Source organism: Brucella sp. NBRC 14130 (assembly GCF_040371715.1).
Classification (GTDB): Bacteria; Pseudomonadota; Alphaproteobacteria; order Rhizobiales; family Rhizobiaceae; genus Brucella; species Brucella intermedia.
The window spans coordinates 271,675-287,317 of the sequence record NZ_BAABTE010000006.1; the positions used below are offsets into that span (position 1 = coordinate 271,675).

The window sequence follows — 15,643 nt, forward strand, 5'->3', positions numbered from 1 at the left end:
ATTGCCCGTGAAAATGGAAATTCCGGTTTCAAAAACCGCACCGGCAACACCCTGAATTCGTGTGGTTTGCGGATTTGAAGTGATCGATGACCTGTCCATTTGTGGGCAAGATGGCTTCAAATCCACTACACGACCCGGTTTCTGCCATTTTTCTGTTGCAGAAATTTCGCGCTATCCCTACATGAGACTTGCTCTCCATGCTGCAAATCAGTATGTAGTAAGCCTCTTCCCTTCAAGACAGCAGGCCTTCGATGCCGGTCACAGCTTCATGTGGCCACCTTTCCGAACAACTGCATTTTCTCCCTACATTTACAAAGAGTTCCTCATCCATGCAGGAAATGAAACTACAAGAACTGAAGAACAAGACACCGGTGGAGCTGCTGGCTTTTGCCGAAACGCTTGAGGTCGAAAACGCGAGCGCCATGCGCAAGCAGGAACTGATGTTCGCGATCCTCAAGAAGCTGGCGGCCCAGGACGTCGAAATCATCGGCGAGGGTGTCGTCGAGGTGCTGCAGGATGGATTTGGCTTCCTGCGCTCTGCCGACGCCAACTATCTGCCGGGTCCTGACGATATTTATATTTCTCCCTCGCAGCTGCGCCGCTTTTCCCTCAAGACCGGCGACACGGTCGAAGGGCCGATCCGTGGTCCCAAGGAAGGCGAACGTTATTTCGCGCTGCTCAAGGTCAACTCGATCAATTTCGAAGATCCGGAAAAAATCCGGCACAAGGTTCACTTCGACAATCTGACGCCGCTCTATCCCAATGAGCGCTTCAAGATGGAGCTGGAAGTTCCAACCTCCAAGGACCTGTCCCCCCGCGTCATCGATCTGGTGGCGCCGCTCGGCAAGGGCCAGCGCGGTCTCATCGTCGCTCCGCCCCGCACCGGTAAGACCGTCCTTCTCCAGAACATCGCCCATTCGATCACCGCCAATCATCCGGAATGCTATCTGATCGTTCTCCTGATCGATGAACGTCCGGAAGAAGTGACCGACATGCAGCGCTCGGTGAAGGGCGAAGTGATTTCCTCGACCTTCGATGAACCGGCAGCGCGCCACGTTCAGGTGGCTGAAATGGTCATCGAAAAGGCCAAGCGCCTTGTCGAGCACGGCCGCGACGTCGTGATCCTGCTCGATTCGATCACCCGCCTTGGCCGCGCCTACAACACCGTTGTGCCGTCTTCCGGCAAGGTTCTCACCGGCGGTGTGGATGCCAACGCTTTGCAGCGCCCGAAGCGTTTCTTCGGTGCCGCGCGTAACATCGAAGAAGGCGGTTCGCTTACCATCATCGCAACCGCGCTGATCGATACGGGCAGCCGTATGGACGAAGTGATCTTTGAAGAATTCAAGGGCACCGGCAACTCGGAAATCGTGCTCGACCGCAAGGTGGCCGACAAGCGTATCTTCCCGGCCATGGACATTCTCAAGTCCGGCACCCGCAAGGAAGACCTGCTCGTACCGCGCGCCGATCTGCAGAAGATTTTCGTTCTGCGCCGTATCCTCGCGCCGATGGGCACGACCGACGCGATCGAATTCCTCATCGACAAGCTGAAGCAGACGAAGAGCAATGGTGAATTCTTCGATTCGATGAATACGTAAAGATTGCTCGATTATAGCGTTTCAGAGACGCCGCGCGGGAAACCGTCGCGGCGTTTTTGTTTCACGATGTTTTGCCGAGCAATAGCCGCAACGCGCCGGCGTTTTCAACAGGCGGTAGGCAGACATGCCCCTTGCAGAACCAGGCTGACGGACGTTCCGTTTCCGCCATTCCCCCGGTGGGCAATTCTATCGGCTTGCCGGGCTCGAAACGCACGAATTTGTCGACACGGCGCGGATCGGGATTTCGATTCGCCATCGAAACAAGTTCTCCGGCATCGTCTTCACTCGCAACGACCAGGGAAAGTGGTTCGGCAGCAAAACGCGCCGCATTCAATATGCCGATCTGCCCGTATTGCTGGGCTAAGGCTCGCCCGAGCGCCTGTTCGATCAGCGCCTCATTAATTTGATAAAGCTCGATATTGCCCGTCGCCAGAAACAGTCGGGTCAGCGCTTCGATGATCTGGCTGGTGGCGCTGGGGATCGCTTCATCATAGTCGCCATAGGCGTGCAGGATGACATCGTCGGCATCCAGTGCAGACAGGCGATAATTACCGGTGCCATCCTTGTGAGCCTCATCGAGCGCCTGCTTAAACTTCAACGCGTCATCAATATAGGCCCGCTCGCTCGTTGCTTCATGAAGGGCGATGGCCGCGTTGATCATCGCTGCATAATCGGTCGAAAGAGCAGGGTAGAGAAGCGAATTTTCCATGCGGCAATGCGCGATGCGGCCCTCGCGGAAACTGCTCATTATGGCACGATAGGCATCGATCGCCAGATTGATCCAGTCCTGCCTGCCGAAGCTGCGGCCTGCTTCGGCCAGTGCACGGATGGCAAGCCCGTTCCAGTCGGTCAGCGCTTTCTCATCCCGTCCGGGGCGTGTCCGCAATTCGCGACGCGCAAGCAGCTTTTGCCGTGACGCTTCTATCATCGGGGGCAGGATGGCGCCGCCATCGACCGCATGAAGGCGGTTCAGGATGTTGTGGCCTTCCCAGTTTCCGCCCGGCGTCACACCGTAATAGTCCTTGAAGGCTTTGCTGTCGTCGCGGAGCGCCTCATCGATCTCCTCTTCGCTCCAGACGTAAAAGCGTCCTTCTTCGCCTTCGCTATCGGCATCGAGACTGGAGGCAAAACTTCCATCGGACAGGCGCATTTCCCGGTTCAGCCAGTCAACCGTCTCTTCGATTCGCAAATGAAACAAATCATTTCCGGTCTCGGCGAAAGCATAAGTCGCATGGCGAATGAATTGCGCATTGTCGTAGAGCATTTTTTCAAAATGCGGCACCAGCCATTCGGCGTCCGTGGAATAGCGGCAGAGCCCGCCACCCAGATGGTCATATATACCGCCTTGCAGCATCACTTTCAGCGAAAGAAGAAAATTGTCGCGATGCGCTTCATTGCGGCCATAGAGCCAAGAGAGCCACAGATTGTCCATGAAAGGCGCGTTCGGGAACTTTGGCGCTCCCTCTATCCCGCCGCGCAGCGGATCGATCAGGCTGCCTATACGTGTAGCGATCTCGTCAAACCGCTCGACCTCGTTCGTAACCGGGGCGATCTGCGCCGCGAGCCTGCCTTCCAGATGGTCGAAAACGGCTTGCGCATTATGGTTAATTTTCTCTTTATCCTTGTTCCAGAGATTATTGACCGCGTGCAGGACATCGACAAAACCCGGCATGTTGTAGCGCTTGTGCCGGGGGAAGTACGTGCCGCCCCAGAAGGGTTTGCCATCGGGGCGCAGAAACATGGTGAGCGGCCATCCGCCCTGCTGCCCCATCGCTCCCAGTGCCGCCATATAGATCTGGTCGATATCGGGTCGTTCTTCGCGGTCCACCTTTACGTTGACGAAGAGGGCGTTCATCACCGCGGCTACATCCGGGTCTTCAAAAGACTCATGCGCCATGACATGGCACCAGTGGCAGGCGGCATAGCCGACCGAAAGCAGAATGGGCCGATCCAGCTCCTTCGCAGCATCCAGAGCTTGCCTGCCCCAAGGCTGCCAGTGAACGGGATTATCGGCATGCTGGCGCAGATAGGCGCTCGGTTCATCGGCAAGGCGGTTGCTGCCAGCGAGGGCGTTGCGGTCGAACTCTGTCATAAGGCTTTTCTTTCACTGCGCGAATGAATATGCCATTCCTTCAGCACACGTTGGCTGCTTTGTCCTTATGATTATAGGTCAGGAAACGGAATGAGCGAGATCGCTTTCCCTCAAGATACGATTTTTGCTTTGTCGAGCGGGCGTCTGCCGTCCGGCGTCGCCGTCGTGCGCGTTTCCGGTCCACGAGTTCGATTCGTACTCGAAACGATAATTGGGATCTTACCCACGCCTCGCAATGCAGCCTATAAGCTGTTCCGTGCCCGTAATGGTGACCCGATCGATCACGGTCTGGTGCTCTTTTTCCCTGGGCCGAACAGCTTTACCGGTGAGGATTGCGCCGAATTTCATGCGCATGGCGGCAAGGCGGTCGTCGAAAGGCTCTTGGCGGAGCTTGGAGAAATCGCCGGATGCCGGATAGCGGAAGCCGGAGAGTTTACCCGAAGGGCTTTTTCCAATGGCAAGATGGATCTGACCATTGCCGAAGGTCTGGCCGATCTGATTGCAGCAGAAACCGAGGGACAAAGACGGCTTGCCTTGCAGGTCGCTTCCGGTACGCAGCGCGAGCTTTATACGGAATGGCGCCAGCGTCTTTTGCGTGCCCGTGCCTTTATCGAAGCGGAACTCGATTTCGCCGATGAAAGCGATGTGCCGGGATCAGTCTCGGAGCAGGTCTGGCAATCCCTCGCGCTGCTCAGAACAGAGATCGAGAACCATATTGCGAGCGGCAAACGCGCTTCCATGCTGCGCGATGGGCTGCATGTCGTTATCGTCGGCGCACCCAATGCCGGGAAATCCAGCCTGTTGAATTTTCTGGCTGGCCGCGAAGTCGCGATCATATCGGAAGAAGCGGGCACGACCCGCGACCTTCTGGAGGTCAAGCTCGATCTTGGCGGCATTCCGGTCTATGTGACGGACACGGCAGGCCTGCGCGAAACGGAAAGCGTGGTCGAGAAAATCGGCATTGAACGCGCCCGCGCCCGCATGGCCGATGCCGATCTGGTCTTGCTGCTCGAAGATATGAACGACCCCGTCGTGATTGGAACGGAGGAGACGCCCGCCACTCTCTGGACGGTCGGTACTAAAGCCGACCTCAGCGAAAAGGCCGATGGCGGGTGGTCCTACCGCATCTCGACGAGAACAGGCGAAGGGCTGGACGGCTTGCTGACCGATCTGCAAAACTTTGCAGAAGCCCAGATTGGGCAGATCGAGGACGCAGTTCCTACGCGGCAAAGGCATATCAGCCTTCTGCGATCCACTGTCGGGGAGATCGACAAGGCATTGAACGGAACCAATTTCCCGCTCGAGCTACGCGCAGAAAATATGCGTCTGGCGTCGCAATATCTCGGACGCATCACCGGCGATGTTGATGTGGAAGAGATACTTGACGTCATTTTCTCCCAGTTCTGCATTGGCAAATGATTCACGTGAAACAGGTGCATGACCGGCATTGAAGATTGTTTCACGTGAAACAGCTGTGGAATCTCGCCGGAGCGATTGACTCGCTCATTCATTCATGAGTCGGGCCTTCGCCGGGATTTGATCGCACCGTCAGCCGATTGGGTCTTCCGTTTGAAGTCCATTCGTGGCAAAGAGACATCTTTCTGAAACGGATTCGAGTTGCGTCAGGATGAACCTCATGAGTTCGACCGAAGCCACAGTCTTTGATGTCATTGTAATCGGCGGCGGCCACGCGGGATGCGAGGCGGCTTCGGCTGCTGCGCGCGCTGGCGCCAGGACCGCACTGGTGACGCATCGCTTTGATACTATTGGTGTTATGTCCTGCAATCCTGCGATTGGCGGATTGGGGAAGGGCCATCTCGTGCGCGAGATCGATGCGCTTGATGGTTTGATGGGCCGTGTCGCTGACGAAGCCGGCATCCAGTTTCGCCTTTTGAATCGCCGGAAGGGCCCGGCCGTTCGCGGCCCGCGCACCCAGGCAGACCGAAAGCTTTATCGGCTTGCCATGCAGAAGATGATTGCCGCGCAGGACAATCTGTCGGTGGTCGAGGGCGGCGCCCATGATCTGCTGGAACAGGATGGGCGCATCACCGGTGTCATTCTGTCCGATGGGCGAACCCTGACATGCAGCGCTGTCGTCCTGACGACAGGCACGTTCCTGAATGGGTTGATCCATATCGGCGAGAAGAAGATTCCGGCTGGCCGCATGGGCGAAAAGCCTGCGCTTGGGCTTTCCGAACGTCTCACCTCCTTCGGTTTCGCGCTCGGGCGGCTCAAGACCGGCACGCCGCCGCGACTGGATGGCCGCACCATCGATTGGCAGAGCTTGGACATGCAGTCTGCCGATGAGGACCCGGTGCCGTTTTCGCTTATGACGGACCGGATCACCACGCCGCAGATCGACTGCGGCATTACCCGGACAACGCCCGAAACTCACGCTATCATTCGCGCCAATCTGCATCGCTCTGCCATGTATTCCGGTTCGATCGAGGGTATTGGGCCGCGTTATTGTCCGTCTGTGGAAGACAAGATCGTCAAGTTTGGCGATCGTGACGGCCATCAGATATTCCTGGAGCCGGAAGGGCTGGACGACGATACGGTCTATCCAAACGGTATTTCGACCTCGCTGCCGGAAGACGTGCAACTCGACATATTGAAGACGATACCGGGGCTTGAAAAGGCGGTTATGCTGCAACCCGGCTATGCGATCGAGTATGATTTCATCGATCCGCGTGAACTGAAGCGCAGCCTTGAAACCCGGAAAGTCACCGGCCTGTTTCTGGCCGGACAGATCAACGGCACGACCGGTTACGAAGAAGCGGGCGCGCAAGGATTGCTCGCTGGCATCAATGCTGCGCGTCGTGCTTCTGGCGGCGAGCCCGTCATTATCCAGCGCACCGAAGCCTATATCGGCGTGATGGTTGACGACCTGACCTCGCGCGGGGTCAGTGAACCCTATCGCATGTTTACCTCGCGGGCCGAGTTCCGCCTGTCGCTTCGCGCGGATAATGCCGATCAGCGTCTTACACCGCTGGCGGACCGGCTTGGCATATTGGGACACGCCCGCAAGGAGCGCTTTGAAGCCCGCGAAGCGGCCTTGAGCAAGGCGCGGGCGCTGACCCAGTCGCTGACGATTACGCCCAATCTCGCTAAACAATATGATCTGCATCTTAATCAGGATGGAGTTCGCCGGTCGGCCTATGATCTCCTGTCCTATCCCGAAATCGATCTGGATCGGTTGAAGCCGATCTGGCCGGAACTGGATGCCATCGATCCGACAGCGCGCGAAGCTCTGGAAATCGAAGCGCAATATGCCGTCTATATGGATCGGCAGAAAAGCGACATCGCGGTCATGGAGCGCGAGGAACAACTGCTCATTCCAGCCGGGCTGGACATTGACGGAATATCCGGTCTTTCCAACGAGTTGAAGCACAAGCTCAAGCAGCGCAAGCCGGAAACGATTGCCGAGGCACAGCGGGTTGACGGGATGACGCCGGCAGCGTTGGCGCTTCTTATCGCACAGATCAAGAAGTTCGGTTATCGCAATAAGGCGGCTGCAGAACTCATCGAAGGGCAGGGCGCTGCATGAGCGCCGATACCCGCTTTGAAAGCCTGAAAGCAATCGTACCCGCTGTTTCACGTGAAACAGCGGACCGTTTGATCGCCTTTGAAGAGCTGTTTCGCAAATGGTCCAAGGCGATCAATCTTGCATCGCCTTCTACCTTGAACGAGCTTTGGACGCGCCATATTCTGGACAGCGCGCAGCTTTTTCCGCTGGCGAGAGATGCCCGGAACTGGCTGGATATCGGCTCCGGTGGCGGTTTTCCCGGCATCGTGACGGCCTGCTTTCTTGCAGAGCAGCCGGGCGGCGCTATGGATCTCGTCGAAAGTGCTGGGAAAAAGGCGGCGTTCCTCCGCACCGCTGCGGGACATTTGAATGTCCCGGCACGGGTTCATTCGGCGCGAATTGAAACGATGTGGCAGAAGATCGAGACGCCGGACGTGGTTACCGCGCGGGCATTGGCTTCGCTCGACGATCTTTTCGGTCTGACAGAGCCATGGCTGACCAGGGGCGCCAAGGCCCTTTTCCAAAAAGGTCGGGATTATCAGCGCGAGATCGATGAAAGCCGTGTCGGTTGGAGTTTCGATCTGGTACAACATCAAAGTGCTATCGATCAGGCTTCGGTCATACTCGAAATCACCAATCTTCGGCGCAAAGGCGCCTGAATAGCGGAAATTTCGAACGGGCGGACAGCAGCAAGGCGACGGTGATGAACAAAATGTCCAGGATCATAACCATTGCAAACCAGAAAGGCGGCGTGGGAAAGACGACCACTGCCATCAATCTGGCCACGGCATTGGCAGCGATTGGCGAGACCGTACTGATTGTCGATCTCGATCCGCAGGGTAATGCCAGCACCGGTCTTGGTATCGATCGTCGCAACCGGCCTCTGTCTTCCTATGACGTGCTGACGCAGGAAGCTTCGGTGCCCGATGCCGCCATGCCGACAGATGTTCCAAATCTCCACATCGTACCGTCGACGCTCGATCTGCTTGGTATCGAAATGGAGATCGCCCAGTCAGCCGACCGCACACGGCGCTTGCGCGACGCTTTGCGCTTCGATTCCGCCGTGGCCGAACGCTTCTCATATGTGCTGGTCGATTGCCCGCCTTCGCTCAATCTTCTGACATTGAATGCGATGGCTGCCGCCGATTCCGTTCTGGTGCCGCTGCAATGCGAATTTTTTGCGCTGGAAGGCTTGAGCCAGCTTTTGCAGACGGTCGATCAGGTCCGCTCGACAATCAATCCCGAGCTTTCGATCCAGGGTATTGTGCTGACCATGTTCGACAGCCGCAACAATCTCGCGGCGCAGGTGGTGGATGACGTTCGCGCCTTTATGGGCGAGAAGGTCTATCGTACTGTCATTCCACGCAATGTGCGCGTTTCGGAAGCACCTTCGCATGGCAAACCGGCAATTCTCTACGATCTGAAATGCGCCGGTAGTCAGGCTTATTTGCAGCTCGCATCGGAAGTCATCCAGCGCGAGCGGCAGTTACAGGCTGCGTAGAGCATGGCTCCGAAAAGTGGGAACGGTTTTCGGATAAAATCATGCGCAAACAACACCTTGGGGCGATTTAACTAAAGCAACCGCTCCAGATCGATTCGACGACGAAACAATTCAGGAATAAGCCGAGCGATGAATGACGATCCTTCAAAAAAGCGCCTTGGCCGCGGATTAGCGGCGCTGATCGGTGAAATCGACCGCCCTGTGGAAGAGCGCAAGGCGCCCGTTCCCATTGAACGGAACGTCCCGATTGAGTTCGTCACGCGCAATCCGCGCAATCCGCGCCGCATGTTTTCGGAAGGCGAGCTGGAGGATCTGGCGCAGTCGATCAAGGAACACGGTGTCGTGCAGCCGATCGTCGTGCGCCCCGCACCCGGCCAGCCCGACCGGTTCGAGCTGATTGCCGGTGAACGCCGCTGGCGCGCATCGCAGCGGGCCGGTGTCGATACGATCCCTGTTATCGTTCGCGACGTTGACGACCGCGTGGCGCTTGAGATCGCCATCATCGAAAACGTGCAGCGCGCCGACCTGAACGCAGTTGAAGAAGCGCTTGGATATCAACAGCTTATCGACAATCACGACTATACGCAGAATGATCTGGCGCAGGTCATCGGCAAAAGCCGCAGCCATGTCGCCAACACGCTGCGCCTGTTGAAGCTGCCGCAGCCCGTGCAGGATTTCATTGTCGATGGAGCGCTTTCGGCAGGCCATGCGCGAAGCCTCATCACGATGGAAAACCCGACCGCGATGGCGGAACGGATCGTCAAGGATGGTCTGTCGGTCCGTCAGGTCGAGGCGCTGGCGCAGGCGGAAGCCCGTGGCGAAGCCAATGCCAGGCCGGCCAAGCCGGGCCCGGTTGAAAAGGATGCCGACACCAAGGCGCTGGAAAAGCTGCTTTCCGATGTTACCGGCATGAAGGTTGAAATCAATCATCGCGATCGCGGTGGAGAGGTCAAGATACGCTACAGTTCTCTTGAGCAACTCGATGAGATTTGCCGCCGTCTCCAGAGCTGATTTCCAAAACAATAGATGATGATGAAGGCTCGTTGCCATATTGGCGGCGAGCTTTTTTCGTTCATTTGAGAAAAATACTTGAAGTGATTGATAGATCATTTCAAGTATCGCGAGTGGAAATGCTCTATCCATTTGTTTTTGCGCATTATCCAACGTAAAACCGCTTCGCACTTTTGCCGGAAATGCCTTGTTATCGGCGCCCATTCCGCAGGGACTCGACGCTGATTGCCAGCAGGCACTGGCGAATGATGGGAATGGCGAGGCTCGCATTCTGGCGGCTTTCGAGAACGGCGCGCTGCAGGCGTTCCATGACGCGCGCAAGGCTTTCCCCGCTCCAGCGGCTGACGGCATTCTCGATCAGTTTCTTGCGGTTGAAGAAGATCGGCGGGCGGGCTGCAGCCACCACCACGGAGGCGCTTTTGCGCTCGGTGTCAGCAATATGGCGTAATGTCTGCACCTGCTGGAACTGGCGCATCGCCGTGTTGAGCAGCAGAAAGGGTGCCGTGCCGGATTTCACGACGCGATCGAAGGAAATTTCAAAACGTGGCAGGTCGCCAGCGAGAACCGCGTCGATCACCTCGTCGGTGGAAAGGCCCGCGACATCGCCCACCGCTTCGCGCACGTCATCGATATCGATGCGTTCCTTGCCGCGTGCATAAAGGCAGAGCTTTTCCAGTTCGCCGCGTGTGGCAAGACGATCGCCGCCAAGGCTTGCGCGCAGAAGCTGGCGGCCGTCGAGCGTGATCTGCATTTTCCATTCGGCCAGAACGTCATCGATGACGCCATCGATGCCGCGGCTGTCGTCGGAATAGCAGGGAAGCGCCATGCCCGCAGGCGCGTTTTCGACGGCGCTGCGCAAACCCGCCCCCTTCTTCAGATCGCCCGCTTCCACCAGAACGAATGTTTCCTGCGGCGGCTCGGTCGCAAGCAGCTTGATCGCTTCGGCAAGCTTCTTCTGGCCGGCAGCATTCTTGATCCAGATCAGGCGCTGTCCGCCGAACATGGAGATGGTGCGGGCTTCGTCGGCGAGTTTCGCCGGATCGGCCTCGATTTCGTCGGCTTCCATGCGAATGACGGCAAACGGGTCATCCAGCGGCAATTTGCTGGCTTCGGCAAAACGGCGCGCGCGTTCGCTCACCAGGCCCTTGTCGGGGCCGTAAAGCAGCACGACCGGGAAAGAGCTGGGCGGTCTTGCCAGAAAACTATCGACTTCATTTGCTTTCTTCTGCGCCATGCAAACTCACTAGCGCAATTCGCCTTCAAACAAAACAGCCGCCGCTCAAACTGAACGACGGCTGGGAAACAAAGCTGTTTGCAAAACCTGAGTTCTGTTTGAGCCTGTCCTATTCGATCAGCAGCGCGTCATCGTCCAGCGTCTGGCCGCGCACCTTGCGGAACATGTCGATGAGGTCCTCGACGCCCAGCGTCTTGCGCTTGTCGCCGGTGACATCGAGCAGGATCTTGCCACCGTGCAGCATGATCGTCCGGTCGCCATAATCGAGCGCCTGACGCATTGAGTGCGTGACCATCAGCGCGGTCAGCTTGTTTTCGGCAATCAGTGTGCGGGTCAGTTCCATGACGAATTCGGCCATGCCGGGGTCAAGGGCCGCCGTGTGTTCGTCGAGCAGCAGAACCTCCGAGCCGGAAAGCGTCGCCATGATGAGCGACAGGGCCTGACGCTGGCCGCCGGACAAGAGCTCCATGCGGTCATGCATGCGGTTTTCAAGCCCGAGATTGAGGCTTGCCACCCGCTCGCGGAACCAGGCGCGGCGTTTGGAATTGAGTGCGTGGGTGAGGCCGCGCGACTTGCCGCGCGAAGCTGCCAGCGCAAGATTTTCCTCGATGGTCAGCGTGCCGCAGCTTCCGGCCAGCGGATCCTGGAACACGCGGGCCACCAGCCCGGCGCGGTCGGCGGTGGATTTGCGGGTCACGTCCTGCCCGGCGATGACGACCTTGCCGGCGGTGGGGATCACATCGCCCGCAAGAACGCCGAGCATGGTCGATTTGCCGGCACCGTTCGACCCGATGACGGTGACGAAGGAGCCCTTATCCATGGTCAGGCTGATCTTGTTCAGGACCTGTTTTTCAAGCGGAGTGCCGCGACCGAAGACGACATCGAGATTGGAAAGTTCGATCATGCCGATGCTCCTCCGCGACGCAGGCGCGGCAATATCAGGGCGAAGGTGACGAGAAGGGCGGTCGCGATGTTGAGATCGGATGCCTGCAAGCCGAATGCCGATCCCTTGGAAAGCGCAAACTGGATGGCGATGCGATAGATGATCGAACCGAGCACGCAGCCAAGCAGGATGACCAGGATGAACCGGCTGCGCAGCAGCGTTTCACCGATGATGACCGCCGCAAGACCAACCACGATGGTGCCGGCACCCGACGTCACATCGGCAAAGCCGTTGGTCTGCGCGAAAAGCGCGCCGCCAAGCGCCACCAGAGCGTTGGAGAGCGCCATGCCGAGATAAATCTGCCGGTCGGTGCGCACACCCTGCGCGCGTGCCATTTTCGGATTGGCGCCGGTTGCTCGCATGGCAAGCCCCATGTCGCTTTCCAGAAAGCGCCAGACGATGAACACCGCAATGGCAACCAGCACGAACAGGAACAGCGGACGCACATAATATTCGGGGATGCCGTGGCCGAAGAACGGCGTCAGCATGGTGTCCTGGCTGATGAGCGAAATGTTGGGCGCGCCCATGACGCGCAGATTGACCGAGAACAGCGCGATCATGGTCAGAATGGAGGCAAGAAGATTGAGAATCTTGAAGCGCACATTCAGCGTCGCGGTCACGAGCCCGGCGGCGGCACCGGCAATCATGGCGATGATCGCGGCGAGCCATGGATTCATGCCTCCAAGGATCAGCACGCCGGTTACGGCGGCGCCCAGTGGAAACGAACCGTCAACCGTCAGATCGGGGAAATCGAGGACACGGAACGCCAGATAGACGCCGATGGCTACAAATGCAAAGACGAGGCCCAATTCGACCGCACCCCAGAAGGCGATCTGACTCACAATGTCATTCCTTGTTTCTCGCCGTGACCAAACGAACGATTTCCGCTTCGGCGCGGCATCGATCATCGGCGTTGCGGAAACCGGAAATCCGGGTGTTCCGCTCGGCCAGCTTCAGTCACGACCGGTTTGTTCTGAGTTCGCTTCCGGTGTTCCTGCCACCTGAAACATTTCCCCGGTTTATGCTTGCAGCGAACCCGCATCCGACCGGGCGCAGCGCACTGCAAATTCCATTCACCGCATTGCTTGCGGTTTCTTGCTATATCGCTCTGGCGATACAACGCAAAACGCGGCAGCGCGCAAGCATTATCGCTGCAAGGCCGCTAAAAAGCGCTATTCTGTGGGAGTGATACAACATCTGGCCCGGCTGATTTGGGTCACACTTCGGCGCGCGCTCGCCACAGCTCCCATGCGAAACGCGCCCGCACGCCGAGATCGAGGAAAGGCCGTGGCGGCAACCCGGTCGGGCTGCCGAGCTTGAGCATGTCGTCGATCAGCGGATTGTCGATATCGCAAGCCATGTCGGCGGCAAGAATGCCGCCTATCGTGCCCTTGGTGATGCCGACGCCGTTCTGGCAGAGTGATGTGTAGACATTCTTCGCAATCTGTCCGAAACCCGGTGCGCCGTTGCGCGACAGGCAGATGAAGCCCGTCCATGTATGTTCCATATCGACATTGGGCAGCATGGGAAAACGCTCGTCGAAGAGGCGCTTGTGCTCACGCCCGACCGTTTCACGGCGCGCATCCGACTGGCGGAGCGACGGGCAGAAATGCACGTTCTGCCGCACCAGTATGCGCCGGTCCGAGGTGAGGCGCATGGTGATGCCGGAAAAGGAATTGGCGGGCGTCAGCCCCCATGGCGCGATTTCGCCAATGGCCTTGTATTCGTCGTCGGAAAGCTTGCGGCTCAAGCTGGCATGGGCGGCGAAGTTGAGGAGCTTTCGCCTGAAAAAGCCGAACTGCTCGCCAAAGCCATTGACCGTCAGGATCATGGCCGACGCCTGAATGCTGCCCTTTGCCGTCGTGATGTGGATGCGCTCGCCGTAATCGATCCTGGTGACCGCGGAATTTTCGTAAAGCGTGACATTGCCGGGCAGGCTGTCGGCGAGGCCGCGCACCAGGGCAGCCGGGTTCAGAAGCGACGTGCCATAGGTGAAGATTGCCGCCTTGAAATGGTTCGTGCCAAGCCTTTTGGCCAGTGCATCGCCTTCGAGCCAGTCGAAGGGTTCCTTGAGGCGTTCCAGTTCCCTGACGGTCGGCTCAAGAACCTCGCGCATGCCCTGATCGGAAACCGCTGCGTGAAATTTTCCATCCTGCCGCCAGTCGCAGTCGATCCCATGCCGGTCGATCTGCTGTTTCAGATGATCGATGGCGGCGCGGGCCAGCGCACGATAGCTTTGCGACTTGGCCAGTTCCTCCATCGAGGAGCTGACATTGTGCGGCAGGTCGATGGCAAAGCCCGCGGCGCGGCCCGATGTGCCTTTCCCGACCTCCTGCGCATCGATCAATGCAATCCGGTCATTGGGACGGTTCCCGGCCAGCCGTCGCGCGGCCGCCACGCCCGCATATCCCGCGCCGAGCACGATCCAGTCGGCCTTGATATCGCCTGCCAGCGCCGCCTTCGGCGTGCGGACTGGCAATATCCTGCTCCAGCCATTGGTATTGTCGTCTGCGGGAAGAATGCGGATAGCGGGCATTTCGAAAACTCTGATCAAATCCTGTCAAAGAAAAAGGCGGGGAGCGACCCCGCCTTTTTCCGTCATGCTGTATGTTTAGTCGATCTTGCTGGTGGCGCGGTCGATCACGGCCTGCGGGAATTCGACGCCCATCTTCTTGGCGGCGCCAAGATTGATGACGAGATCGGTGCCCTTGGCGATGTCGACCGGAATGTCGCCCGGCTTTTCACCCTTGAGAACCTTCACCACGACGGCGCCGGTCTGCTTGCCGACATCGTAATAGTTGAAGCCGAGCGCTGCCAGCGCGCCGCGCTTGACCGAATCCGTATCGGCGGTGAAGAGCGGCAGCTTGCTTTCCTCGGCGACGCCGACGGCGCTTTCCAGGGCCGAAACGATGGTGTTGTCGGTCGGCACATACATGGCATCGGCACGGCCGACGAGGGCACGGGCCGCGCCCTGGACTTCCGCCGACTTGGTGGCGGCCGATTCAACGATTTCGATGCCTTCGGCGGCAGCGGCTTCCTTCAGTGCCGCCAGCAGCGACACGGAATTGGTTTCACCGGAATTGTAGAGATAGCCGAGCTTCTTGATGTTCGGCATCACTTCCTTGATGAGCTTGATGTGCTCAGCCACGGGCGACATGTCGGACAGGCCGGTCACGTTGCCGCCGGGCTTCGCCATGTCCTTGACGAGCTGCGCGCCGACCGGATCGGAAACGGCGGTGAAGACAACAGGAATGTCGCGGGTGGCCGAAACGACGGCCTGCGCCGACGGCGTGGAGATCGGCACGATCACGTCCGGAGCTTCGCCGACGAACTGGCGGGCGATCTGCGCTGCGGTCGCCGGGTTGCCCTGTGCGGACTGATAGACGAATTTGAGATTTTCGCCTTCCTTGAAGCCGGCTTCTGCCAGCGCGTCCTTCACGCCGTCGCGGGCGGCGTCGAGGGCTGGATGCTCCACGATGGCGGTCACGGTGACGGTGACGTCTTTGGCCTGTGCCGAGGTGGCGAGGGCCGTTGCGGCCAGCAAGCCCAGAAGCATAGCCTGAAATTTGGAACGCATGAAAATCTCCCCTGTTTTGGTGCGTTGCTTATCGGCAAACACCTTTTCTCCAATAACCTCAGATTGAAGGTTTATCCGCCTGTTTCGAGGCTTAATCCGGTCTGTTTGGGCTGTCAACGTACGTGCCAGGCAATTTGTGGGCGGTCGATGAAGGGCGAACTCTG

The 15,643-nt window shown here is 58.4% G+C and carries 14 protein-coding genes; 8 read left to right on the forward strand and 6 right to left on the reverse strand.

Annotated features, from left to right (window positions below):
- The first annotated feature begins 79 nt into the window (after positions 1–79).
- Positions 80–403: a hypothetical protein gene (locus tag ABWW28_RS14830; protein WP_164874697.1), complete on the forward strand. Its 324-nt coding sequence runs from the start codon at positions 80–82 to the stop codon at positions 401–403.
- On the forward strand, positions 330–1,595 hold the full coding sequence (rho, locus tag ABWW28_RS14835) for a transcription termination factor Rho (RefSeq protein ID WP_006468044.1): 1,266 nt from the start codon (positions 330–332) through the stop codon (positions 1,593–1,595). Before ABWW28_RS14830 ends, rho begins: the two co-directional genes overlap by 74 nt.
- A gap of 61 nt (positions 1,596–1,656) precedes the next feature.
- On the opposite strand, the gene ABWW28_RS14840 is transcribed toward rho, so the two are convergent.
- Complete coding sequence (locus tag ABWW28_RS14840; protein ID WP_021587540.1) at positions 1,657–3,687, reverse strand: thioredoxin domain-containing protein; 2,031 nt, start codon at positions 3,685–3,687, stop codon at positions 1,657–1,659.
- Between the two features lie 90 nt (positions 3,688–3,777).
- On the opposite strand from ABWW28_RS14840, the gene mnmE reads away from it, so the two are divergent.
- The 5 genes from mnmE (at position 3,778) to ABWW28_RS14865 (ending at position 9,725) form a co-directional block, all read left to right on the forward strand.
- Positions 3,778–5,106, forward strand: coding sequence for a tRNA uridine-5-carboxymethylaminomethyl(34) synthesis GTPase MnmE (gene mnmE / locus ABWW28_RS14845; protein ID WP_021587539.1), 1,329 nt, complete (start codon positions 3,778–3,780; stop codon positions 5,104–5,106).
- A 217-nt stretch (positions 5,107–5,323) separates the two neighbouring features.
- Positions 5,324–7,234 (forward strand): tRNA uridine-5-carboxymethylaminomethyl(34) synthesis enzyme MnmG, encoded by a 1,911-nt coding sequence (mnmG, locus tag ABWW28_RS14850; RefSeq protein ID WP_031347116.1) that lies wholly within the window; start codon positions 5,324–5,326, stop codon positions 7,232–7,234.
- Positions 7,231–7,872, forward strand: coding sequence for a 16S rRNA (guanine(527)-N(7))-methyltransferase RsmG (gene rsmG, locus ABWW28_RS14855; protein WP_021587537.1), 642 nt, complete (start codon positions 7,231–7,233; stop codon positions 7,870–7,872). Before mnmG ends, rsmG begins: the two co-directional genes overlap by 4 nt.
- A gap of 44 nt (positions 7,873–7,916) precedes the next feature.
- Positions 7,917–8,714: a ParA family protein gene (locus tag ABWW28_RS14860; RefSeq protein ID WP_006470999.1), complete on the forward strand. Its 798-nt coding sequence runs from the start codon at positions 7,917–7,919 to the stop codon at positions 8,712–8,714.
- A 129-nt stretch (positions 8,715–8,843) separates the two neighbouring features.
- Positions 8,844–9,725: a ParB/RepB/Spo0J family partition protein gene (locus ABWW28_RS14865; protein ID WP_021587536.1), complete on the forward strand. Its 882-nt coding sequence runs from the start codon at positions 8,844–8,846 to the stop codon at positions 9,723–9,725.
- Positions 9,726–9,915: 190 nt separating this feature from the next.
- Here the strand turns inward: ABWW28_RS14865 and holA are convergent, their stop codons facing one another.
- From holA to ABWW28_RS14880, 3 genes are all read right to left on the reverse strand, one after another.
- Complete coding sequence (gene holA / locus ABWW28_RS14870) at positions 9,916–10,959, reverse strand: DNA polymerase III subunit delta (RefSeq protein ID WP_353391243.1); 1,044 nt, start codon at positions 10,957–10,959, stop codon at positions 9,916–9,918.
- A gap of 109 nt (positions 10,960–11,068) precedes the next feature.
- Positions 11,069–11,863 (reverse strand): ABC transporter ATP-binding protein, encoded by a 795-nt coding sequence (locus ABWW28_RS14875; protein ID WP_021587534.1) that lies wholly within the window; start codon positions 11,861–11,863, stop codon positions 11,069–11,071.
- Positions 11,860–12,744, reverse strand: coding sequence for an ABC transporter permease (locus ABWW28_RS14880; RefSeq protein ID WP_006468035.1), 885 nt, complete (start codon positions 12,742–12,744; stop codon positions 11,860–11,862). The genes ABWW28_RS14875 and ABWW28_RS14880 overlap by 4 nt, the downstream gene beginning before the upstream one ends.
- An 11-nt stretch (positions 12,745–12,755) precedes the next feature.
- Here ABWW28_RS14880 and ABWW28_RS14885 point away from each other — a divergent pair, with 11 nt between their 5' ends.
- Positions 12,756–13,091, forward strand: coding sequence for a hypothetical protein (locus ABWW28_RS14885; RefSeq protein WP_128006136.1), 336 nt, complete (start codon positions 12,756–12,758; stop codon positions 13,089–13,091).
- A gap of 27 nt (positions 13,092–13,118) precedes the next feature.
- On the opposite strand, the gene ABWW28_RS14890 is transcribed toward ABWW28_RS14885, so the two are convergent.
- The gene (locus tag ABWW28_RS14890; protein WP_151658415.1) at positions 13,119–14,438 is read right to left on the reverse strand and encodes an NAD(P)/FAD-dependent oxidoreductase; all 1,320 of its coding nucleotides are present in this window, start codon (positions 14,436–14,438) and stop codon (positions 13,119–13,121) included.
- A gap of 75 nt (positions 14,439–14,513) precedes the next feature.
- Entirely contained in the window at positions 14,514–15,479 is a 966-nt protein-coding gene (locus tag ABWW28_RS14895) for an ABC transporter substrate-binding protein (protein WP_006470995.1), read from the reverse strand.
- Positions 15,480–15,643 lie beyond the last annotated feature (164 nt).